Origin of the sequence: Streptosporangium subroseum (assembly GCF_900188345.1) — a bacterium.
GTDB lineage: Bacteria > Actinomycetota > Actinomycetes > Streptosporangiales > Streptosporangiaceae > Streptosporangium > Streptosporangium subroseum.
In genome coordinates, this window is record NZ_FZOD01000002.1 from 254,329 (window position 1) to 274,721 (window position 20,393).

The 20,393-nt window shown below is 67.4% G+C and carries 23 protein-coding genes; 11 read left to right on the top strand and 12 right to left on the bottom strand.

Annotated features, from left to right (window positions below):
• Nucleotide 1: 1 nt before the first annotated feature.
• The gene (locus CHC08_RS03125; RefSeq protein ID WP_089205609.1) at nucleotides 2–709 is read right to left on the bottom strand and encodes a carbon-nitrogen hydrolase family protein; all 708 of its coding nucleotides are present in this window, start codon (nucleotides 707–709) and stop codon (nucleotides 2–4) included.
• Nucleotides 710–1,168: 459 nt separating this feature from the next.
• Between CHC08_RS03125 and CHC08_RS03130 the strand changes: the two genes are divergently transcribed.
• The 5 genes from CHC08_RS03130 to CHC08_RS03150 all read left to right on the top strand — a co-directional run bounded on the left by CHC08_RS03130 (nucleotide 1,169) and on the right by CHC08_RS03150 (nucleotide 4,568).
• Nucleotides 1,169–1,750 carry an RNA polymerase sigma factor gene (locus CHC08_RS03130; RefSeq protein ID WP_245878088.1) on the top strand — a complete coding sequence of 194 codons (582 nt, stop codon included), beginning with the start codon at nucleotides 1,169–1,171 and terminating at the stop codon, nucleotides 1,748–1,750.
• Nucleotides 1,751–1,767: 17 nt separating this feature from the next.
• On the top strand, nucleotides 1,768–2,760 hold the full coding sequence (locus tag CHC08_RS03135; protein ID WP_089205611.1) for a CU044_5270 family protein: 993 nt from the start codon (nucleotides 1,768–1,770) through the stop codon (nucleotides 2,758–2,760).
• 145 nt (nucleotides 2,761–2,905) lie between these two features.
• Nucleotides 2,906–3,280 carry a helix-turn-helix domain-containing protein gene (locus tag CHC08_RS03140; RefSeq protein ID WP_245878089.1) on the top strand — a complete coding sequence of 125 codons (375 nt, stop codon included), beginning with the start codon at nucleotides 2,906–2,908 and terminating at the stop codon, nucleotides 3,278–3,280.
• Nucleotides 3,281–3,674: 394 nt separating this feature from the next.
• On the top strand, nucleotides 3,675–3,914 hold the full coding sequence (locus CHC08_RS52865) for a NucA/NucB deoxyribonuclease domain-containing protein (protein WP_420823552.1): 240 nt from the start codon (nucleotides 3,675–3,677) through the stop codon (nucleotides 3,912–3,914).
• 105 nt (nucleotides 3,915–4,019) lie between these two features.
• Complete coding sequence (locus CHC08_RS03150; protein WP_143653091.1) at nucleotides 4,020–4,568, top strand: hypothetical protein; 549 nt, start codon at nucleotides 4,020–4,022, stop codon at nucleotides 4,566–4,568.
• A 219-nt stretch (nucleotides 4,569–4,787) separates the two neighbouring features.
• Here the strand turns inward: CHC08_RS03150 and CHC08_RS03155 are convergent, their stop codons facing one another.
• From CHC08_RS03155 to CHC08_RS03175, 5 genes are all read right to left on the bottom strand, one after another.
• Nucleotides 4,788–5,621, bottom strand: a complete 834-nt coding sequence (locus CHC08_RS03155; RefSeq protein WP_338055658.1) for an IS630 family transposase — start codon at nucleotides 5,619–5,621, stop codon at nucleotides 4,788–4,790.
• A complete protein-coding gene (locus tag CHC08_RS50525) occupies nucleotides 5,614–5,754 on the bottom strand; it encodes a hypothetical protein (protein WP_218825097.1) in 141 nt (46 codons plus the stop codon). Before CHC08_RS50525 ends, CHC08_RS03155 begins: the two co-directional genes overlap by 8 nt.
• An 807-nt stretch (nucleotides 5,755–6,561) precedes the next feature.
• The gene (gene nadE / locus CHC08_RS03165; protein ID WP_089205728.1) at nucleotides 6,562–7,404 is read right to left on the bottom strand and encodes an ammonia-dependent NAD(+) synthetase; all 843 of its coding nucleotides are present in this window, start codon (nucleotides 7,402–7,404) and stop codon (nucleotides 6,562–6,564) included.
• A 122-nt stretch (nucleotides 7,405–7,526) separates the two neighbouring features.
• Nucleotides 7,527–7,970 (bottom strand): type II toxin-antitoxin system PemK/MazF family toxin, encoded by a 444-nt coding sequence (locus CHC08_RS03170; protein WP_089205614.1) that lies wholly within the window; start codon nucleotides 7,968–7,970, stop codon nucleotides 7,527–7,529.
• A 308-nt stretch (nucleotides 7,971–8,278) separates the two neighbouring features.
• Nucleotides 8,279–8,473: a DUF5302 domain-containing protein gene (locus CHC08_RS03175; protein ID WP_089205615.1), complete on the bottom strand. Its 195-nt coding sequence runs from the start codon at nucleotides 8,471–8,473 to the stop codon at nucleotides 8,279–8,281.
• A 564-nt stretch (nucleotides 8,474–9,037) separates the two neighbouring features.
• On the opposite strand from CHC08_RS03175, the gene CHC08_RS03180 reads away from it, so the two are divergent.
• Entirely contained in the window at nucleotides 9,038–9,271 is a 234-nt protein-coding gene (locus tag CHC08_RS03180; RefSeq protein ID WP_089205616.1) for an HGxxPAAW family protein, read from the top strand.
• Between the two features lie 18 nt (nucleotides 9,272–9,289).
• On the opposite strand, the gene CHC08_RS03185 is transcribed toward CHC08_RS03180, so the two are convergent.
• From CHC08_RS03185 to CHC08_RS03195, 3 genes are all read right to left on the bottom strand, one after another.
• Nucleotides 9,290–9,631, bottom strand: a complete 342-nt coding sequence (locus CHC08_RS03185; protein WP_089205617.1) for an STAS domain-containing protein — start codon at nucleotides 9,629–9,631, stop codon at nucleotides 9,290–9,292.
• Nucleotides 9,632–9,711: 80 nt separating this feature from the next.
• A complete protein-coding gene (locus CHC08_RS03190; RefSeq protein WP_089205618.1) occupies nucleotides 9,712–10,383 on the bottom strand; it encodes a response regulator in 672 nt (223 codons plus the stop codon).
• Nucleotides 10,380–12,032 (bottom strand): sensor histidine kinase, encoded by a 1,653-nt coding sequence (locus CHC08_RS03195; RefSeq protein ID WP_245878091.1) that lies wholly within the window; start codon nucleotides 12,030–12,032, stop codon nucleotides 10,380–10,382. The genes CHC08_RS03190 and CHC08_RS03195 overlap by 4 nt, the downstream gene beginning before the upstream one ends.
• A 96-nt stretch (nucleotides 12,033–12,128) precedes the next feature.
• On the opposite strand from CHC08_RS03195, the gene CHC08_RS03200 reads away from it, so the two are divergent.
• The 4 genes from CHC08_RS03200 (at nucleotide 12,129) to CHC08_RS03215 (ending at nucleotide 18,495) form a co-directional block, all read left to right on the top strand.
• On the top strand, nucleotides 12,129–13,475 hold the full coding sequence (locus CHC08_RS03200) for a cation:dicarboxylate symporter family transporter (RefSeq protein ID WP_089205620.1): 1,347 nt from the start codon (nucleotides 12,129–12,131) through the stop codon (nucleotides 13,473–13,475).
• A gap of 361 nt (nucleotides 13,476–13,836) precedes the next feature.
• On the top strand, nucleotides 13,837–15,423 hold the full coding sequence (locus tag CHC08_RS03205; protein ID WP_089205621.1) for a S1 family peptidase: 1,587 nt from the start codon (nucleotides 13,837–13,839) through the stop codon (nucleotides 15,421–15,423).
• A 219-nt stretch (nucleotides 15,424–15,642) separates the two neighbouring features.
• Nucleotides 15,643–17,433 (top strand): aldehyde ferredoxin oxidoreductase C-terminal domain-containing protein, encoded by a 1,791-nt coding sequence (locus CHC08_RS03210; RefSeq protein WP_089205622.1) that lies wholly within the window; start codon nucleotides 15,643–15,645, stop codon nucleotides 17,431–17,433.
• A gap of 219 nt (nucleotides 17,434–17,652) precedes the next feature.
• Nucleotides 17,653–18,495: an amidohydrolase family protein gene (locus CHC08_RS03215; RefSeq protein ID WP_089205623.1), complete on the top strand. Its 843-nt coding sequence runs from the start codon at nucleotides 17,653–17,655 to the stop codon at nucleotides 18,493–18,495.
• Nucleotides 18,496–18,699: 204 nt separating this feature from the next.
• Here the strand turns inward: CHC08_RS03215 and CHC08_RS03220 are convergent, their stop codons facing one another.
• Nucleotides 18,700–19,236 carry a Clp protease N-terminal domain-containing protein gene (locus CHC08_RS03220; RefSeq protein WP_143653092.1) on the bottom strand — a complete coding sequence of 179 codons (537 nt, stop codon included), beginning with the start codon at nucleotides 19,234–19,236 and terminating at the stop codon, nucleotides 18,700–18,702.
• Between the two features lie 2 nt (nucleotides 19,237–19,238).
• Nucleotides 19,239–19,466 carry a helix-turn-helix domain-containing protein gene (locus tag CHC08_RS03225; protein ID WP_089205625.1) on the bottom strand — a complete coding sequence of 76 codons (228 nt, stop codon included), beginning with the start codon at nucleotides 19,464–19,466 and terminating at the stop codon, nucleotides 19,239–19,241.
• 124 nt (nucleotides 19,467–19,590) lie between these two features.
• On the opposite strand from CHC08_RS03225, the gene CHC08_RS03230 reads away from it, so the two are divergent.
• Complete coding sequence (locus CHC08_RS03230; RefSeq protein ID WP_089205626.1) at nucleotides 19,591–19,953, top strand: DUF2203 domain-containing protein; 363 nt, start codon at nucleotides 19,591–19,593, stop codon at nucleotides 19,951–19,953.
• A gap of 9 nt (nucleotides 19,954–19,962) precedes the next feature.
• On the opposite strand, the gene CHC08_RS03235 is transcribed toward CHC08_RS03230, so the two are convergent.
• Nucleotides 19,963–20,373, bottom strand: a complete 411-nt coding sequence (locus CHC08_RS03235) for an organic hydroperoxide resistance protein (protein WP_089205627.1) — start codon at nucleotides 20,371–20,373, stop codon at nucleotides 19,963–19,965.
• Between the last annotated feature and the right edge of the window lie 20 nt (nucleotides 20,374–20,393).

Below are 20,393 nucleotides of genomic sequence, written 5' to 3' on the forward strand. Positions count from 1 at the left end.
GTCAGTGGAGAGTCGCGGCCACCACGGCGTCGGGCTCCGTGCCTGCCTGGATTACCACGTCCCCACCCGGAGCCCAGACCCCGGAGCCACCGGACGTCTCGCGATACTTCCCACTCGGTCCGGCGGTGGTGGACAGGACGACCCAGACGCCGTGGGTGGCGGCCCGGTCTCGCATGTGCCCGTCTCGCCGGGTCGCCGATTCCGGACCCGCTCCGTACAGGGTGCCGGCCACGTAGGCGTCGATGGTCAACGCTGCGGTGTCGGCCGCGTGCTGCGGCACCGCGGCGTCCGCGCAGATGGCCAGGCCCAGCCGCCAACCGTCGATCTCCAGAACCGTCGGCTTCTCGCCGGGGGTGAAACGGTGGACCTCCTCACCGTGGAGGTGCATCTTCCGATATACAACCGTCGCACCCTCGCCCGTGACGGCGAGCATCGCGATGTACTCACGCCCGTCGTCTTCCCGCACCGGAGCGCCCACCAGCGCGATCGCGCCGGCACTGCCGCACGCGGCCCTGATCGGATCCAACCGTGGGTCGTCCACGGCCACGGCGGGAGCCGCAAGATCGTAACCGGTCAGCGACAGCTCCGGGAAGACCACCAGACGCGCACCCGCACGCCGCACCACCTCGGCCTGGCGACCGGCGTTGAGGGCGACGTCCAGATCGGCACACGCGGGCTGGGCGACAGCGACCATCAAAGATCCACGCATGATGGCATCATTCCAGACGGCCGGCAGGCACCACCCTCGGAGTTCTCGGGAGATGCCCTGTCGCCACCGGTGACGCCACCGTCAGGAGTGGGCCAGAGGCCGCTTCTCTGTCGCCTGGCAGCTGCGCGATGCCACGCCCCGCGTACTGATCCATGCAGCTGCACGCGCCCAGAGCCCGCCCGGCATCTCGTCCGGGCCTGAACACGCATAGAGGGTACGGCTCACGCCTTAATGCAAGAGGTTCTCGTCGCCAAATTGGAACCCCGGCAACCACCTGGCAAAAGCAGTTCTAGCTGCACCGCCTTGGCGTGGGAGAAACACTTGCGCGTCACCGTGAGTTCGACGCCGAAACCGCTGTACGGCGCGTAACGCCGAGGCGCGAAAAAAAGGGGGAATAAGAGGCGGCTGTGGCGCCAAGTACCGGGTGACCGATGCGGCGCATCAGAGGAGAAAAGGGTAGTGGCGATCACAGGGCCTCCGGATATCAGAGGGGTGACCGACGGTGAGACGATCGGCGCGTCCCTCAGCGAGCCGGAGAGGTTCGCTGGGATCTTCCAGCGGCACTGGGACGAGATTTACCGTTACATCGCCCGGCGGTTAGGCCCCGAGATCGCCGAGGACGTCGGCGCGGAGACCTTCGCCGTCGCCTTCCGCGGGCGGCAACGTTACGACGAGACACGGGCGGATGCCCGGCCGTGGCTGTATGGCATCGCGACCAACCTCATCCGGCAGCACTGGCGGATGGAACGCCGCCGTCGCCGACTGCTCGCCCAGGCGGACACCGAATGGTTCAGCGAGCCGTTCGACCAGACCAGCGATGAACGGATGACCGCCCAGCGACTCGCTCCTCGGATCGCGTCGATACTGGCGCGGCTGTCGCCCGCCGAACGCGACCTGCTGCTCCTGATCGCCTGGGCGGATCTGACGTACGAGGAGGCCGCACAGGCGCTCGACGTGCCGGTGGGCACCATCGGGTCGCGACTGCACCGCATTCGCAAGAAGTTCCGCCGGGCGTTCGGCGACATCAATCCCATGCAGTAGTTCCCGGAGGTGGATACATGAATGACCAGCAGGACATCGCTCTCATCCGCCGGTTCCGGCCGGCAGACCCGCCGCACGATTCCGCGGTGAAGGCCCGGGCATGGACCCGCCTGCAGCGCGAGTTCGACTCCGCCCCGGCGTGGCGCCGTTCGCTGCGAGCGCGTATCGGCCGACGTTTGGCGATCACCGGCGTGGTAGCGGCAGGAGCCGCCCTGACGGTCGTCGCGGCGCATATCAGCGGCGTGCTCCCCGACGGCACGCCTCGATCCATCCCGAACGCGACCATCCCGAACGCGACCCTACAGACTCTGGAACTGGCGGCGGTCACCGTTGAGCACCAGACCGCGCCCTCCCGGCCCGGCCCTCATCAATGGGTCTACACCCAGACGCTGAACGCCTTCGCACTCCAGCCCGGCAATGTGGTCGGCCCGGAGGCGATGTTGAAGGGGAAAGTGAAAGTAGAGGAATGGTGGAAGTTCGACGGCAGGGAGATGGCAGAGTCCATCCAGAACGGGAAGCTCTACAGAAAGCGCATTCTGCGCCCAGGGGAGCGGCTCCGGCCCGGCCGCGTTGACCCGCGGTTCAACGGTGGCACCATCGGCGGTCCGGGAACCGTGAACCGTACTCCGAACAAGCTCTACACCTACACGGCCGGATTGCCCACCGACCCGAACGCCCTGCTCGCGCGCATCAGGAAGGACTATCGCGACAGGGGCCAGGACGTGACCACCTTCGGAGTGATCGCCATGATCTTCCGGGACAACCAACTCATCCCGCCCAAGACGAATGCCACGCTGTACCGGGCACTCGCGAAGATCCCCGGCGTGCGGGTGGTCGGGAACGCCACCGATTACGCCGGACGGCGTGGCATCGGGGTGGTCTTCGACCGCGGGAGCAGATCGGGCGGCCAGGTGATCGTCCTGAACCCTCAGACCTATCGCTACATGGGAGACGCCCACCGGGCGATTCTCGGCTTCGCCGTGGTCGACAAGCCGGGGCAGCGCCAGTGACGGTGACCCAACGGCACGGACGCCCCGTGCCGGCCTGGAATTCCTATAGCTAGAGCTAGTGGCGCGTCACCGGACCTTGCTGGGCTATTTGATCTCGGCGGGTGAGCAGGCCAGCCTGGTCCCGGAGTAGTTCTGGGAGGTGGTCGTGGCGCGTAAGCCTGAGGTGTTCGTCCGTGCGTTGACGATGGAAGAGGGACGGCGCCTGCAAAGGATCACCCGCTCAGCCAAGGATCCGGTGAAGCTGCGGCGGGTGATCGTGGTGCTGATGTCCGCGCAAGGACAGTCCGCTTCCGCCATCAAGGCGTTGATGCAGGTCAGTGACGACTACGTGCGCCAGGTGGTGCACGTGTTCAACGAGCGGGGGTTCGATGCCTTGGACCCAAAATGGAGCGGGGGTCGGATGATGTCCCGGACCACACCGGCGGCTGTGTCAACACTCGATCCAAGCGCGTGTTCATTATGTCCAAGTCCAGGGACAAGAAATTCATCGAGGTCATCGAACATATTGAGGAAGCGCTGAACTCTAGCAACTCTCAGACTTTTCCACCGCTTCGGCCGGGCCATAATTGGGGTAATGCACGTTATCCGCCCAGCAGGTTTCTCCCAGTAGGCGGGCAGAACAAGGCAATCCCCGGCAACTGGGGGCTCCTGGTGCCAACAACCCGGCAGGGAAGCCGCTGACCCGTGGCACAACCAAGACCGAGGCCGACGCTGAAGGCACAATCCCGACCTATGACTACAACAGAAGTTATTTCTCTAAGAGAGAAATGCATATGGATGTGGGGACGACAAGGGAAATGCACTGGCTTCTCCCGCCGTCCCTATCGGTCCCGCCGGCGACCGAGGCTGAATACGAGATTCGCGAGAAAGAGCGTGCTCGCCACGCCTGGACCATAAACTACTGCAAATACTATATGTCGGAAAAGTATCGTGCGTCGAACAGGGCAGATAAACTACCCAAGGGAATGGGTAACTCCTGCGACGAGCACCCGTTCGCGTCAACCCTCCAAGGAGCCGGTCATGCTCAAGGGAATTTTTCCTTGAAAGCTGTAAATGCCTGGCAAAACAGCCGGCACGGGACGGAGCTCGAAAAGTTCTATACACAATTTCGAGTAGGACGAGGCACTAAATTCTGGGTGCTCATCGAATCTTAAGATTCGCCAGATGCACCCGTCCTAGGACTCGGGCGAGGAGTGGCATTGCCAAACTTCTCGCCCGCTTTCCTCTCGCCGTCGTCGTACAGAATCTGGATATCTTCTATGAATGCCCTTCCTGCCGAAAATCAACAGAGTCTCCTACGTGAACATGGACTCCATGGCTTCTTTATGGCCCAATGGGTCAGCATCGAAGACATCGGCGAGGTGGCCCGGCGGCTGCACATCGAAGCGGAGACGACAGTCGTGTGCGACTTTCAGGCTGCCATGGAATTCTACGGTTATAAGTCCGGGGGGTCGCATCGGGCTTGGATTACCCGCCTTGCTCCCGGCTGGTCCCTAGTTCTTTATCTCAATGGATTGAGGTCATCTCCGGAGGCCCTCAGCCTAGGCGGCCAGCGCGTTTTCGATGTCTCATGCATCTACGGTATAGGAGAAATCGATGAACTCTCCTACATCCACGATGGTGTATGGGATGGAACCATCTACGATGAGGAAGAATATCGCATTTACTGGGAGGATCTGAGATATGACCTTAATTCACTAGAAGGGCAGCTAGAGGAGTATCTATGTGTCTTGGGAAGAGTCAGTGGGCGGTTTCTCGACCGCGACTGGTTTTCATCGCAGGGGCTGCTGGGCATCATTCCCGAATAAATGCGCATGTCTCATTTGCGAGCAAAGGATGTGTCGATCCCGTTGTGAGGGATGTGAGGCTCTCTGGCCTTGATAGCCCGTGTCACACCGAACTGTTCAGGCGACGCAGCCGTGGCGTGAATCGATCTTGTGGATTTCGGAGGCAACCTGGCCGTAATGCCAGGTCAGAGTAAGCGTTGGTAGGGATCAACAGCGGTCTTGAAAATCGCTAGTGGCGCGTCACGCAATCTTGGTGGGGTAACTGGTCCATGAGCGGATTGGGGAACTGGCCGTGAAGCTGACCTTGGGCTGGGCGTGCCGGTTGTGCCAGCGGACATAAGCGGCGATGGCGGCGTTCTGCTCGAGGTGGCTGCGGTGGTCGGTGCCGTTGAGGGCGAAGTAGCGCAGCACGGCGAATTCGGACTCGATCCAGTTCAGCCAGGAGGCGTAGGTCGGCAGGAACACCAGCTCGACGTCGTTGGCAGCGGCCCAGGCTTTGACCTGGGGATGCTTGTGCGGCGAGTAGTTGTCCACGATCAAGTAGAGGGTGCCGCCGGGCCAGCGGGCCCGCAGGGACTTAACAAACGACAGAAACTCACGCCAGCGCTTGCGCTCACGGATCCGGTAGTAGATCTTCCCGGTGGCCAGGTCCAGGGCGCCGAGCAGCTGCATGACCCCGCCGTAGCGGTTGTAGGTGGCCCGCAGGCGGCGGGGGTTCTTGCCCAGCCGCCAGGCCTTGCCCTTGCGGGGCCGCAGGTTCAAGGGGCCGAACTCATCCACGCACACCACCCGCCCGTCCTTGGGCGGGGCGTCATAAAGGGCCAAGATGCGCTGCATCTTGGCGACGAAGTCGGTGTCATTACTGCTCTTCCATGTCGTGGTGCTCTGCCATGACACCTTGCCGGCCTTGAGGATCCGCGCCAGGTGCTGGCGGCTGATCGAGGTCACCAGCCGTAGCTCGACCAGGTGGGCGGCGAGCTTGGACAGGCTCCAGGTGGAAAAGGCGGTGATGCCCCACTCGGCGGGGGTCGTCCGGGCGATCAGGCAGATGCGCTCGCGCAGCCATTCACTGATCCTGCGCGGACATCAGCACCACGATCGCCCGCCGCAGCTTCACCGGATCCTTGGCTGAGCGGATGATCCTTTGCAGGCACCGTCCCTCTTCCATCGTCAACGCACGGACGAACACCTCAGGCTTACGCGCCACGACCACCTCCCAGAACTACTCCGGGACCAGGCTGGCCTGCTCACCCGCCGAGATCAAATAGCCCAGCAAGGTCCGGTGACGCGCCACTAGCTACGGCCAGGGCAAGCGTTCGTTGAAGCTTGGTGGAACGGCCTGATCACCACTCCGGACGGGTCGTGTGATCCCTGGAGTTCGATGGTGAGGAACTCAAGGCGACGTCGCCGGCCTTGAGTTGTCCGGCCATCGCCGCGAGTTCCAGACCGCAGCCGAGCCGCTTGCGCTCGTGGACGACCAGGGTGACTGCGACGAGGGAGGATCAAAGCTAGCGGGCGGGACCACACCGTGCCCGCGCCGGCGACGCGGTTACGCAGAGAACCATCCCCGCAGGCGCGGGGCCGACGATTGAAAACGGCCCCACGGCCGACATCAAGCCGAACCATCCCCGCAGGCGCCTGCGGGGATGGTCTGGACATCAAGGCTTCACAGACGACTACGAGAAATCGGCCCCCCGCGGGGATGGTCCCCGCTCGCTGTACGGCGCGGCCGGGTTCGGTAGCTGGCTCCGTGCCCGCGGGGATGGTCTCTTTGAGATCCTCGTGCCACCGGTTCGGAGCTATCCGGTGACTTCCACGCGTTCTGCTTGTATTTCTATGAGGCGGCGATCACCGTGGTTGAGGGCAATGAGCTCATTATCCGGCTCTGGCGCTTTGGCCGCCCGGTGGGAGACCTTCCGGCGTAAGTAATCGTAGAGCTCGACGGGAAGCGTGGCCTTTCTACAGGCGCGGGTAATCGATAGCGATCGGATGGAGTCCGGCGGTTACCGCGGGATCAACGCCGCCACCAGTCGTCGAGTGGGGTGACCGGTACGGTCCGCTTGTGCCGGGTCGCGAGGTAGATCGACTCCACCTTCGCCGCCAGGTCCTGCGGGACGTCGAGACCTTCCAGGTAGTCGTCGATCTGGGCGTACGTCAGGCCGAGTGCCACCTCGTCGGGCAGTGCGGGCCGGTCGTCCTCGAGGTCGGCGGTCGGCACCTTCTCCCAGACGCTCGGCGGTGCGCCCAGCTCCTGCAGCAGGGCGGCGCCCTGGCGCTTGGTCAGTCCGGTCAGCGGGGTGATGTCGACACCGCCGTCGCCGTACTTGGTGAAGAAGCCGGTCACGGCCTCGGCCGCGTGGTCGGTGCCCACGACGAGCATGCTCAGCTGCCCGGCGATCGAGAACTGGATCACCATGCGTTCGCGGGCCTTGATGTTGCCGCGCACGAAGTCTCGTAGTTTGGGCTCATCGCCCAGCAGTTCCCGCACACCGAGCGCTGTCTCGGCGGCGACGGCGTCCGCGCCCGGCTTGACGTTCACCGCGATCGACCGGTCGGGCTGGATGAACCCCAGCGCGATCTGCGCGTCGTGCTCGTCGGCCTGCACGCCGTAGGGCAGCCGCACCGCGACGAAGGTGGCCTCGTGTCCCTCGGCGCGCAGCTCCTCGCTGGCGAGCTGGCACAACCTGCCGGTCAGCGTGCTGTCCTGGCCGCCACTGACCCCGAGCACGTAGCCCTTGGCCGGGGTAGACCGCAGGTAGTCCTTGAGAAAGTCGACCCGCTGCCGGATTTCGATTTTGGGGACGATGGTCGGCTTGACGCCCAGCTCAGCGAGGATCTGCTCCCGTAGGTTTGCCATCCAGGTACTGTACTGGCCGAGATCGAACCGCGAGAAGGCGGCTTCGAGCGGAGCCCGTGGAGCGCCCTCCGGCGACAGGGGAGGGCGTCCCATCGAGCTGGGCCGACGGCTCACAGAGGCGTCTATCTGGTGATGGACCAGCCGTGGATGCGCTTCAGGGCGAGGGCGACCTCGACGAACCGCTCGCCGTCCAGGATCGAGCCTTCGCGCCGGATGTCGTCCTCGTCAAGGGTGAAGACCCGGTCCAGACGCAGGTAGGAGACGCGGTTCTCCTTGTCCCAGCGGCCGAGGCCGATCTCCAGCCACTCGTCCGGGTCGTCGTCGTCACCGCGGCTGGACAGCATCATCGCGAGCAGCTGGCGTCCGTGGCGGCCGACGACCAGCAGCGGCCGGTCCTTGCCCCGATTCGGGTCCTCCTCGTAGGGGACCCAGGCCCAGACGATCTCGCCGGGGTCGGCGAGCCCGTCGAGATCGGGGGAGTAGCTGAGGGTTGCCGCCCGGTCTACGCGGTAGACCTCCCGGACTGCACCGCGGGCCGGCCTGGGATCTTCGCCATGATCATTCACGGGGACAGCCTATGGGAGACCGCACATTTCGACCAAAGTCCGATGCTTCAACCGGTCGTGTATTTCGACCGAGAGGTGGCCGTGCGCTTTAACGCGGTTCACCCGGCCCTGTGCTTCAACCAACGGTGCGCTTCGGCCGGCCCTGCGCTTCAACCAACAACGCGGTTCACCCGGCCCTGTGCTTCAACCAACGGTGCGCTTCGGCCGGCCCTGTGCTTCGGTCGGCCGGGCGCTTCGGCCGGGGAGGGTCGCCGCCGGAGAGGGCAAAGGCCTGGCTCAGGTCTGAGCCAGGCCTGATCGATTCTCCCTCAGCCGCCGCTCTTGCGGCGGAAGGAACGCTTGCCCCCAACCGGGCCATGGGCACCGTGGATCTTTGAGGAGTTCTTCCCCTTGCCCCCGGCGCCCGCCTCCGTCTGGGCGAGCTTCTTACGCTCCAGGGCCTCGCGGAACTTGCGCTTCAGCTCATCCTCGGAACTTTCGGGTTCCGGTGTGACCTCAGACATACGGACCTCCTGATCTGGACGGGCAGTCCAACCCCGGCCAACCGGAACATCCTCTCATGCCCTAAATAGAGATCCGGTTTGGTCAGTGCATGCCCGGGGCCATCATCGGCGGCGGGCCGGCGAGGTGGCCGACGGCCCTGCCACGGCGATCACCTCGCGCGATGCCGTCGTGGTCTGACGCCCGTCACCGGAGCCGGCCCGGGCGGCACCGGCGATGATCGCTCTCCGAGGGCGCGCACGGCCGCCGGGCAGGGTGCTGGGCAAGCCACTGAAGCTCGGTCCCGGTACGCTGGTCTCGCTGCTGAAGCGTCTTGAGATGATCGGGTATATCGGGCGGTGGCGCGACGGCCGGGGCGAGCGCGTCCCGGTGGTCTCGCGCTCAGTCCGGAGGGCCGAAAGCCGCGGCCGGGCGGAGAGAACTCCGCCGGCGACCGTCAAAAGCCGTCGTCAAAAGCCTGGGGATGGACCCGGTGGAGCAGTGGGAGCTCCGCCGGTCGCCGATCCGGGTGATCACCGCGGCGAACGATGCGAATTGCTGATCCACACGGAGAGGACAGGAAGCTCATGGCTGGTAGTCACGGAGGAAGCCCCAAGTCTTGGCTTGCGGTGATCATCATTCTGGTGGGGTTCGCCGTCGGGGGCGTGGCCCTGTGCGTCGGCCCCAACTGGATGGTGTTCTGGGCGGGAGCGGTGATCATCGCGATCGGCGGTGTGGTCGCCCTCGTGGTCGACATCTTCTCCGATGTGATCGTGGACGCGCCCCGGGTGCCGATGGACCACGCCAACCGCGGCAACTGAGCGGCGGCGGGCGGCTGGTCAGGTGCCCCGCAGAGCTTCCTCGACCGAGGGGGAAATCTCGAAGGCGGGGCGCAGGCCGGTGATGGTGAGGATCCGCTCCAGGGTGCCGTGAACGCCGACGAGGGACAGATGGATGTCCAGGGCCTGGCTCCGCTGGAGGCTCAGGATGAGCTCCCCGACGCCGGTGGAGTCACAGAAGGTGAGTCCGGTGACGTCGATGACCACGGAGGACGCTCCGGACTCCCAGGCCTTGGCCATCTCGCTGCGGAAGACGGGGGCGTACTGGTAGTCGAGCTCTCCGCAGGCCTGGACGACGAACGCCGTGCCGTGCAGGCTCGATGAGGCCGTGAAAAAGGGCATGCTTCGCTCCTGAGGCCCGCGGGTGGCAGGGCGGGCCCCTATTTCCTACCAGTTCCGCGGTCGTTATGACGTACTGGAGCTCAAGTGAACCGGTAGAGCAGCTCGGGGCGCCCCAGCCCGCCGTACTGCGGAATCCTGCGGGCGGCCCCGATCTCCGTCAGGTATTCCAGGTAGCGGCGGGCGGTCACCCGGGAGACGCCGATCGCCGTGCCCGCGGTCTGCGCGGATAGGCCGTCGGGAGATCTGCGCAGTTCGGCCAGGATGGCGTCGAGGGTGGCCGGGGTCATTCCCTTCGGCAGCGAGTTGTGCGCCGGGCCCCACAGGGAGCCGAGGGCGCGATCCACCTCGGTCTGGCCGCTGGCCTCGCCCGAGCCGTCCACGGACGACCTGAACTCCGCGTAGCGCATGAGTTTCTCGCTCAGCGAGGCGAACGTGAACGGCTTGAGCAGATACTGCGCCACCCCGACCGACACCGCGGATCTGATCACCGACAGGTCGCGCGCGGAGGTGACCGCGATGACGTCGGACAGGACGCCCGCGGCCCGCAGCGCCCGGCACACCTCCAGGCCGTGCATGTCGGGCAGGTAGAGATCGAGCAGGATCAGGTCGACCGGGTGCCGCCGCAGGAAGCGCAGCGCCTCTCCGCCGGACCTGGCCACCCCCGCCACCCGGAAACCGGGCACCCGCTCCACAAAAAGTCGGTTCGCCTCGGCGGTGATCTCCTCGTCCTCGACGACCAGCACCGAGATCATGAGACGACCTCTCCACGCGGAAACGACCCATGCGGCAGCGATTCAGGTGACAGCGATTCAGGTGACAGCGACCCGTGTGGCAGCGGCAGCCGTACGGTGAACACCGCGCCCGGCCCGTTGCCCACGTCGATCGCGCCGCCCAGGCGGTTCACGGCCTGCCCGACCATGGCCAGTCCGAGACCGCGGCCGTCTCCCTTGGTGGTCCAGCCCCGCCGGAACGCCTCGCCCGCCGTGACGGGGTCGAGCCCCGGGCCGCTGTCGGCGACGCTGATCAGGAAGGTCGTCTCGTCGGCCCGCAGGCTCACCTCCACCCGTGCGGGCGGGACGCCCGCCATGGCCGCGTCCACCGCGTTGTCTATCAGGTTGCCGAGGATCGTCACCAGGTCCCGGTCGTCCAGGCCGATGTCGTCGAGCTCGGTGTCCGGGCTGATCACCAGTTCCACGCCGCGCTCTCCGGCCTCGGCGCTCTTGCCCAGCAGCAGTGCGGCGAGCACGGGTTCGCGTACGGCCCCCATCACCCGGTCGGTGAGCTGCTGTGCCGCCTTGATCTCCGAGGTCGCGAACGCCATCGCCTGTTCGGTGCGCCCCAGCTCGACGAGGGTGATGACGGTGTGCAGCCGGTTGGCCGACTCGTGGGCGGCGGCCCGCAGGGAGTCGGCGAAGCCTCGTTCGGCGTTGAGTTCCCCGGTCAGGGACTGCAGCTCGGTGTGGTCGCGCAGGGTGACCGCGATTCCGAGGGAGCGGCTGCCGGAGCTGACCATGGCGACGTTCACCACGAGTGTCCGCTCGCCTGTCATGTGGATCTCGTCGGTCCGGGTCCTCCCGCTCACCAGCAGGTCGGCGAGGGAGGCGGGCAGGCCCAGTTCGGTGACGTGCACCCCGCTCACGTCGCCGTGCAGGCCGAGGAGCTCCCGGGCGCCGTCGTTGCACAGCGTGACCCTGCCCGCGTCGTCGACGAGCAGCAGTCCTTCTCGTACGGCGTGCAGGATCGCATCGTGGTATTCGTACATCCGGCTGAGCTCCGCGGGGCCCATTCCGTGGGTCTGGCGGCGCAGCCGGGTCCCGACCAGGTAGGTGCCCGCCCCGCCGGCGGCCAGGCCGAGCAGGCCGATGAGCACAACGCCGGCGATCTGCCCGCGGGTCCTCATGCTGATCTTGTCGATCGTGATGCCCGCGCTGACCAGGCCTTTCACCGTGCCGTGGGCATCGCGTACCGGTGTGACGGCGCGGACCGAGGCGCCGAGGGTGCCCGTGTAGGTCTCGGTGAAGGTCTCACCCTTCAGCGCGCGGGTGGTGTTGCCGAGGAAATGGCCGCCGATCTGGGTCGGGTTGGGATGGGTGTAGCGGATACCGGTGGGGCTCATGATCGTGATGAAGTCGACCCCGGTCTCCCGCCGGACCCGCTCGGCGTACGGCTGCAGGACGGAGGAGTCGCCGAGGCCCGCCAGGACCGAAGGGGACTCGGCCACGCTGATGGCCACGGCCTCGGCCTTGCTGTTGGCCTCCTCGGCGAGCAGGTCTCCGGCTTGGGAGAAGGCCAGCAGCGCGCTCCCCGCCACGGTGACCCCGACCACGACGGTCTGCAGCACGAGCATCTGCCTGGCCAGACTCCAGCGGTGTATCCGTCTCGGCAGCTCTCTCACATCCACAACCAAAATGTACGCAATAGTGACTTGGGTCACAGGGTGAAGTCATAGTCGCTCGGCCAGAGTTTTTATCTAGACCCGGAAGACCGAGTGTCTCTTATGTCCCGAGATCGTACTCATTATCTCTATATAGCCGTAATTGTCGCAGTGATCGCGGGGATCGCGGTCGGGCTCGCCGCCCCCGAGGTCGGTCAGGACCTGAAACCGCTGGGCACCGCCTTCGTCGCGCTGATCAAGATGATGATCAGTCCCATCATCTTCTGCACCATCGTGCTCGGCGTCGGATCGGTCACCAAGGCCGCCAAGGTCGGCAAGGTGGGCGGCCTGGCGCTCGGCTACTTCCTCATCATGTCGACCGTCGCGCTGGCCATCGGCCTGATCGTGGGCAACCTGGTCGATCCCGGCCAGGGCCTCCAGCTCACCGACGAGCTCCGCAAGGCCGCCGAGGCCGAGGCCGTCAAGGGCGGCGAGAGCGACACGGTGACGTTCCTGCTGGGGATCATCCCCACCACGCTGGTGTCGGCGTTCACCGAGGGGCAGGTGCTGCAGACGCTGCTCGTCGCGCTGCTCACCGGATTCGCCCTGCTGGCCATGGGGGAGCGGGCCACGCCCATCCTGAACGGCATCGGGCACATTCAGCGGCTCGTCTTCCGAATCCTCTCCATGATCATGTGGGCCGCCCCGGTCGGCGCCTTCGGCGCGATGGCCGCCGTCGTCGGCGCCACCGGCATGGACGCGCTCAAGAGTCTCGGCGTCATCATGCTCGCCTTCTACGTGACCTGCGTGCTCTTCGTGTTCGGCATCCTCGGGCCGATGCTCTGGGCGGTCGCCAGGGTCAGCCTGGTCTCGCTGCTGCGCTACCTCGCCAGGGAGTTCCTGCTGATCCTGTCGACCTCGTCCTCGGAGTCGGCCCTGCCCCGTCTGATCGCCAAGATGGAGCACCTCGGCGTGAGCCGTCCCGTCGTCGGCATCACCGTGCCGACCGGTTACTCCTTCAATCTGGACGGCACCGCCATCTATCTGACGATGGCCACCCTGTTCGTCGCGAGCGCCACCGGCGCCCCGCTCGCCTTCGGCGAGCAGATCTCCCTGCTGGTCTTCATGATGATCGCGTCGAAGGGCGCAGCCGGGGTCACCGGCGCGGGCCTGGCCACCCTCGCAGGCGGCCTGCAGTCGCACCGCCCCGACCTCGTCGACGGCGTCGGCCTCATCGTCGGCATCGACCGCTTCATGTCCGAGGCGCGGGCGCTGACCAACTTCGCGGGCAACGCGGTCGCCACCGTCCTGGTCGGCACCTGGACAGGTGAGTTCGACAAGGAACGCGCGGCCGAGGTGCTGTCGGGGCGGATCCCGTTCGACGAGACCACCCTCCTGGACGACGACAACGACCCCCCGCCGCCCCCGCCCGCCGAGCGGTCCGACGACCCGGCGCTGTCACCGGCGTAGCCGTCACCGTCCGAACAGCCCGTGAATCCGAGCCCGCACCTCCCTCAAGAAAGGTGCGGGCTCGGATTCACGGCTTTTCCGGCCCAGGCGGGGAACAACCCTGCGGGCCTTGGCCTCTTGCCGTTGCGCCGGTTCATCGGTCCCTGAGAGCCCACCATGCGCATGCTCGAATCGGTGAGATCGCGCCGACGGCGTTCCAACCGCCGGCTGCGAGTCCAAACACCTCCAGCGTGCCGCGTGGCTTTCGGGGCTGCGGCATAACGGCTGGATTAGCATGGCATCGATCACATCTCATGATCAATCTGTGATGTGAGGCGATCTCCCCCCTCATGCTGTGAAAGCCGAGGTCGAGGAGAGACCCATGTCCCGCAGACATGTTGTTACCACGGGATGCGTCCTAGCGATCACCGCGCTGGCCCTGACGCCCGTCCAGGTCGCAGCCCGGTCCCGACCGGCGGACGCGTCGATGGCCCGGCCCGCCTGGAAACCACCGCCGGGCATGATCGAGGCGCTCCAGCGTGACCTGAGCCTCAGCAAGGAGCAGGCCCAGGCCCGTCTGATCAACGAGGCCCGCCTGGCACCGGTCGAGGCGAAGCTCCGCAGCCTGCTGGGTGACCGCTTCGCCGGCTCCTGGTTCGCGGGAACCATCGCGCAGAACCTCGTGGTCGCCACCACCGACTCCTCCGACATTCCCCAGATCACGGCCGCGGGCGCACGGGCCGAGGTCGTCACCCGATCCCTGGCGGACCTCGTCGGGATCAAAAAACATATCGACGGCACCCTTCCCACCCGCCGGCAGGCGGGAACCGTGCGCTACGTCGACGTGAGGACCAACAAGGTCGTCGTCCTCTCCAAGGAGGTCGCTCAGGCCACGAACGTCCTGGAAAGTTCCGGTGTGGATCCGGTCGCGGTGAAGGTGGAGGCGTCCGAAGAGACTCCCCAGCTCCTCGACGACATCGTCGGCGGCATCCCCTACTACATCGGTACCTCGGAGCGCTGCTCTATCGGCTTCTCGGTGACCCACGGATCCCAGAACGGTTTTGTCAGCGCCGGTCACTGCGGGAAGAAGGGCGAGACCACAAGCAGCACCAGTTGGAGCCCCCAGGGCGTCTTCGAGGGGTCGACCTTCCCGGGCAGCGACTACTCCTGGGTCGCCGTGAACGCCAACTGGACGCCCAAGCCGGAGGTGAGCAACGGCAGCGGCACCGTGAGCGTCGTCGGCTCCAGAGCCGCCATCGAGGGCGCCTCGGTCTGCCGGTCGGGCTCCACCACCGGCTGGCACTGCGGCACGATCCAGCAGCGCGACACCAGCATCACCTACCCCCAGGGCACCGTCTACGAACTGGTCCGCACCAACGTCTGCGCCGAACCCGGCGACTCCGGTGGCTCCTTCATCTCGGTGGACCAGGCCCAGGGCGTCACCTCCGGCGGCTCCGGCAACTGCACCAAGGGCGGCGTCACCTACTTTCAGCCGGTCAACGAGATCCTCACGGTCTACGGTCTGAGCCTGGTGACCACCACCGGCACCACCCCGCCGAGCACCACCCCACCGGGCACCACCCCACCGGGCACCACCCCACCGGGCACCACCCCACCGGGCACCACCCCGCCAGGCACGACCCCCCCGAGTACGGGCGCCTGCACCGGCCTGCCGAAGAACGTCACCGGCACCCTGAACAATGGACAGATCGTCTACCAGCCGAGCAACCGGAACTATCGGACGACCGTCGCCGGTCTGCACTCCGGCTGCCTGGACGCCAGGGAGGGGGTCGACTTCGACCTCTTCCTCGAGAGATGGAACGGCCGGAGCTGGAACACGGTCGCCGTCTCCGACAGCCCGAACCCCGACGAGAGGATCGACTACACCGGCGCGGCCGGCTACTACCGTTACCGCGTGGTCTCCGCGAGCGGCTCGGGTCCCTACACCCTGAAATACAAGACACCGTAGGAGGAACGCCCTCGTTCAAGAGCGTTCCGGGTCAACGGTGTGAACGCTCCCGGCTCCCCGCCCAACCACGGTGCACGCCTTCCGGCCTGGATCGGCGCTTCTCGCCGATCCAGGCCACGGTCTCCTCCGTCCACCCCACCGTCGCCCTCGCCGCCATGGCGGTCGAACTGCGCCAAACTTGACGGTGACCGGACGGATGCCTGCCGAGGAGACCGCACCATGCCCTTTGTCGTCGATCTGACCCGTGGAACCGTCGAACGGGAGGATCGCTCCGCTGAGGCGGGTCACTTCGGTGGATCCATTCTCGGGTTGCGGCTGCTCGCCGAACGCACGCCCGCCGGTCTGGATCCGTACGATCCGCGGGCGCTCGTTTATGTCGCGGCCGGCGTGCTGGGGGGCGTACGGGGACCGGGGCTGGCCAAGTCGGTGTTCCTGGCCAAGTCGCCGCTGACCGGGGTGGCCGGGGAGACGCACGCGCTCGGCCCGTTCGCGGCGGGCCTTCGCGGTGCGGGCGCCGAGGCTCTGGCGATCACCGGCAGGGCGGAGACGCTCTCCTACCTCCTGGTCACCGGCGGCCACGTCTCGATTCACGCCGCGGAAGAACTGCGGGGGCTGGGCACCGCCGCCACGACCGACGCCCTGCGCGCACGCCACGGCCAGGACGCGCACGTCGCGGCCATCGGGCCGGCGGGGGAGAGCCTGGTCCGCTACGCGAGTGTGGTGACCGACTACGCCTTCGCCGCCGCGAGATACGGCGTGGGCGCGGTCTTCGGCTCCAAGAACCTCAAAGCGATCGTGTGCGTGGGAGACGCCCCGGCCTCCGTCGCCGATCCGGACGCGCTGGCCGGCCTGGCCGCCTTCTACCGGGAGGCGATCCCCGGTAATCAGCTCGCCGCGCTCCAGCACAGCGAGCCCGGGTTCGCCGGGTGGGTGGGGGAGACCCCGCAGCCCGGCTACCTGGCCGTGCGAAACTTCTCAACCTCGGGGGCGAACGATCTGCGCCCCATCGCCCCGCACGCCTACGACGGGCGGGCGGTGGCGACCGAGGGCGGGTGTCCCGGCTGCCCCAATGACTGCCTCAAGGTGTACGCCCCGCAGGAAGCGCCCGAGCGGAGGTCCGGCGGGCTGGGCCAGGAGGCGGTCCTGTCGCTCGGCTGGAACCTGGGGATCGACGATCTCGACACGGTGCTCGGCGCCAACGCGCTCTGCCACGACCTCGGCCTCGACCCGGTCTCCCTCGGCGGGACGCTCGCCTTCGCGATGGAGTGCGCCTCCCGCGGCTTGCTGCCCGCGGGACCCGCATTCGGCGACACCGGCGCGCTCGACGGCCTGATCCGGGAGGTCGCGGCGCGGGACGGAGCCCTCGGCGACCTGCTCGCGGAGGGATCGGCCCGCGCCGCCCGCCGGATCGGACCCGGGGCGGAGCCGTACGCGATGACCGTCAAGGGCGCCGAGGTGCCGTGTTTCGACCCGAGGGCGCAGCCGGGGATCGGGCTCGGCTACGCCGCGGCTCCGAACGGCCCGCGCTACGACGCGCTGGAGCACGACCTCGACTTCGATCCCGAGCTCGGCCTGCCGTACTCCTTCCCCGAGGCGGCGCGGATCGGCGTCGAACCCGCCGAGGCGGTCACGCTGGACTCCGGGCGGGGGCGCCGCAGTGCTCGCCTGCTGCGGCTGTGGAGCGCCCTGGACGCGCTCAACCTCTGCGTCTTCGCCAGCTCTCCCACCAGGCCGCTGACGATCGACCACCTGACGTCGCTGGTCACCGCCGTCTCCGGGGCGAAGTTCACCGTGGAGGATCTGCTCGACGCCGGTCAGCGACGGCTCGACCTGATGCGCGCCTACGCGTCCCGGGAGGGAGGCGGGCCGGACGAGCTGCCCGGCCGCTTCCATGACGAGGCGGTCACCGCGGGGCCGTACGCGGGCGCGGTGCTGTCGCGCGACTCCTTCGCGCGGGAGCGTGACGCCTTCTACGAGGAGCTGGGCTGGAGCGACTCCGCCGCCGTCTGACCTTTTCCTCTCCCGCTCGACGAGATCACGGCCGGGGTCGACGCGGGCGGATCCGCCTGCTGCTTCCTCGACCCCGCCGAGGTCACCCCGGGACTCGTCCGGCCGCCGGTCCCGGGGGAATCGCATGGGCGTGACCTCGGCGTTGACACCCCCGGGGAGGCGTCCTAGCTTGTGCAAGATCAAACGATTGAACCGATAATCAACACCGAGGAGGGGTGGATGTCCGTCATCGACTCCCACCAGCATTTCTGGAACCTGGAGACGGGTTCCTACCCCTGGCTGACGGCGGAGCTGGAGCCGATCTTCCGTACCTTCGCCCCGGAGGAGCTCATCCCGCAGCTCGCCGCGGCGGGGGTGGACCGGACCGTGCTGGTCCAGGCGGCGGACTCCTACGCCGACACCGACGCCATGCTGGCGCAGGCCGACGCGTACGACTTCATCGCCGCCGTGGTGGGCTGGGTTCCGCTGGACCGGCCGGACGAGGCGGCCGAAGCGCTGGAGCGGTACGGCAGGCACCCGAAGTTCGCCGGGGTCCGGCACCTCATCCACGACGACCCCGACCCCGACTGGGTGATCCGGGACTCGGTCGTCGAGGGCCTCGGCCTCCTCGCCGCGGCGGGGCTGCCCTTCGACGTGGTCGCGGTGCTGCCCAGGCACCTGGAGCACGTGGCGTTCCTCGCCGAACGGGTGCCGGGCCTGCGGCTGGTCATCGACCATCTGGCCAAGCCGCCGATCGCGGAGAAGGGCTGGGAGCCGTGGGCGTCGCTGATCGCCCGCGCCGCCGAGCACCCCAACGTCTACGCCAAGGTCTCCGGTCTCAACACCGCCGCCGACGCCGAGAGCTGGACCGCCGAGGACCTCCGGCCCTACGTCGAGCACGCGGTCGAGGTGTTCGGCCCCGAGCGGCTGATGTTCGGCGGCGACTGGCCGGTGTCCCTGCTCGCGGGCGACTACGCGAAGGTGTGGAAGGAGACGGGCATGCTCCTGTCGGGCCTCGACGAGGCCGCCAGGAACGCCGTCCTCGGAGGCACCGCCGCCCGCTTCTACGGGATCGAGAGCTGATCGTCCTTGACCCGCTCGCCGCGGCCCTGACCATCCCCCGGAGCACCGGCCGTCGATCGCGATCGGCAGGACGGGAGCCGTCGTCGACGTCGTCCACCGGCCCGCCTACCGTGCGGCCGGGCCGGAGGTGGCCGGCCGCACGGCAGGCAGTCCGCGGCCACGTCGTACGGAGGCGGAGGTTCGGCAGAGGAGGACGCTCGCCCCTCAGGCCGACCTGCGCAGGAAGTTCAGGCTCCTGGCCAGGGGGAGAAGGTCGACGCCGAGGTGGCGCAGGATCGACACGGAGGCGTTCGAGCCGTCGGCCAGCAGGCCCCTCAGCAGGTCCTCGTCCGTCACCCGGCTCCCGGAGCCGCGCCAGTTCATGGCGACCTCGACGACCTTTCTCGCCCTGCCCGTGAGGGGGAGGTCGCCGACCGGGCCGACGAGCACCACGTTCAGCGGGCGGACGCGGGAGCGGCGCAGCCGCCACGCCAGCGGGTCGTCCCGCCGGACCGGGATCCGGCGGCGGATCTCGTCCAGGTCGATGCCGAGGGTGGCCAGCAGTTCGCGATCACCCGCCCGGCGTTCTCCGATCTCCGTGCGGACCGCCTCGGGGGTGACCGTGAAGCCCGCCACCGGCCAGGATTCGGCCAGGGCGAGCAGGAACAGGTCCTCGTCGAGCGTGGTGCGGCCCTCGTCGAGGGCCAGAAGACCGGCACGGACCGTGGTCCGCCGGGCCTCCGGGGTGAATCTGGCGAACATCGTCATCTCCCGCCGTCGACGATCCGGTGTGCGTGCTTCCTGTGTGCCGTCTGCCGTTTCACGCCGAGTGCCGCGGCGATGGTCTCCCACGACGACCCCTGGAGCCGGGCGCTGGTGACGTGCACCGCCTCGAGCTCCTCGAGGAGCCGGCGCAGCGCGGCCACGGCGGTCAGCGCGGCCACGGGGTCCTTGCCGTCGACGGCCTCGGCGAGTTCGGTTACCGATCCCATGGTGTCAGCATATGCTGACACTTCATTTTTGTCAGCATATGCTGACAAAAATGTTCGGTGATCGAGGGCCGGGCGACGGGCGGTCTCCATGCGCGTTCACCGGCGAGACGATAACGTTCGGGGAGTGGACAGGATCTTCACGCTCAGAGAGGCGAGGGCGCTCATGCCCGCCCTGCTGGAGCGGACCGACGAGTTCGTGAGCATGCGCGGAAAGCTGGCCGAGCTTGCCCACGACCTCCGTGAGGACGGTGTGTCGGAGTCCGGCGGGCTGCCGGAGGCGAAGGCGTTCGAGGCGCGCCTGGACGAGATCCTCGGCTGGTTCGAGGCGGAGGGCATCGAGGTCAAGGGCATCGCGCCCCTGCTGGTGGACTTCCCCTCGATGCTCGACGGGGTCTCGGTCCGACTGTGCTGGCTCGAAGGGGACCGCGACCTGGCCTGGTATCACCGCGACGAGCTCGGATTCGCCGGCCGCAGGCCCCTTCGCTGAGCGTGGACGTTACTCGATCACGAGGTTGACGGGGATGTTGCCCCGGGTGGCGTTGGAGTAGGGGCAGACCTGGTGGGCGGCCTCGACCAGGGCGGTGCCCTGCTCGCCGTGCAGCTCGTCGGGCAGCTCGACGCGCAGCGCCACGGTCAGCCCGAAGGTCCCGTCCCCCCGCACGAGACCCACCTCGGCGGTCACCGAGGCCTCGGAGGCGTCGAGCTTCATCTGCTTGGCGACCAGCTGCAGCGCGCTGGCGAAACAGGCGGCGTAGCCCGCCGCGAACAACTGCTCGGGGTTGGTGCCCTCGCCCGATCCGCCCATCTCCTTCGGTGAGGCGAGTGTCACGTCGAGACGGTTGTCGGAGGACACCGCCCGTCCGTCGCGGCCGGAGGCGGTGGCGATGGCGGTGTAGAGCGCGCTCATGGGTTCTCCTTCTAGGTTTT

What these genes read in the sequence shown, in the direction of transcription:
- CHC08_RS03225 (WP_089205625.1), bottom strand. Translation starts at nt 19,466, where the DNA reads ATGGGATCGGTAACCGAACTCGCCGAGGCCGTCGACGGCAAGGACCCC.
- CHC08_RS03210 (WP_089205622.1), top strand. Translation starts at nt 15,643, where the DNA reads ATGCCCTTTGTCGTCGATCTGACCCGTGGAACCGTCGAACGGGAGGAT.
- CHC08_RS52865 (WP_420823552.1), top strand. Translation starts at nt 3,675, where the DNA reads ATGTCGGAAAAGTATCGTGCGTCGAACAGGGCAGATAAACTACCCAAG.
- CHC08_RS03190 (WP_089205618.1), bottom strand. Translation starts at nt 10,383, where the DNA reads ATGATCTCGGTGCTGGTCGTCGAGGACGAGGAGATCACCGCCGAGGCG.
- CHC08_RS03220 (WP_143653092.1), bottom strand. Translation starts at nt 19,236, where the DNA reads ATGTTCGCCAGATTCACCCCGGAGGCCCGGCGGACCACGGTCCGTGCC.
- CHC08_RS03150 (WP_143653091.1), top strand. Translation starts at nt 4,020, where the DNA reads ATGAATGCCCTTCCTGCCGAAAATCAACAGAGTCTCCTACGTGAACAT.
- CHC08_RS03185 (WP_089205617.1), bottom strand. Translation starts at nt 9,631, where the DNA reads ATGCCCTTTTTCACGGCCTCATCGAGCCTGCACGGCACGGCGTTCGTC.
- CHC08_RS03235 (WP_089205627.1), bottom strand. Translation starts at nt 20,373, where the DNA reads ATGAGCGCGCTCTACACCGCCATCGCCACCGCCTCCGGCCGCGACGGA.
- CHC08_RS03215 (WP_089205623.1), top strand. Translation starts at nt 17,653, where the DNA reads ATGTCCGTCATCGACTCCCACCAGCATTTCTGGAACCTGGAGACGGGT.
- CHC08_RS03180 (WP_089205616.1), top strand. Translation starts at nt 9,038, where the DNA reads ATGGCTGGTAGTCACGGAGGAAGCCCCAAGTCTTGGCTTGCGGTGATC.
- CHC08_RS03175 (WP_089205615.1), bottom strand. Translation starts at nt 8,473, where the DNA reads ATGTCTGAGGTCACACCGGAACCCGAAAGTTCCGAGGATGAGCTGAAG.
- CHC08_RS03135 (WP_089205611.1), top strand. Translation starts at nt 1,768, where the DNA reads ATGAATGACCAGCAGGACATCGCTCTCATCCGCCGGTTCCGGCCGGCA.
- CHC08_RS03205 (WP_089205621.1), top strand. Translation starts at nt 13,837, where the DNA reads ATGTCCCGCAGACATGTTGTTACCACGGGATGCGTCCTAGCGATCACC.
- CHC08_RS03200 (WP_089205620.1), top strand. Translation starts at nt 12,129, where the DNA reads ATGTCCCGAGATCGTACTCATTATCTCTATATAGCCGTAATTGTCGCA.
- CHC08_RS03125 (WP_089205609.1), bottom strand. Translation starts at nt 709, where the DNA reads ATGCGTGGATCTTTGATGGTCGCTGTCGCCCAGCCCGCGTGTGCCGAT.
- nadE (WP_089205728.1), bottom strand. Translation starts at nt 7,404, where the DNA reads ATGGCAAACCTACGGGAGCAGATCCTCGCTGAGCTGGGCGTCAAGCCG.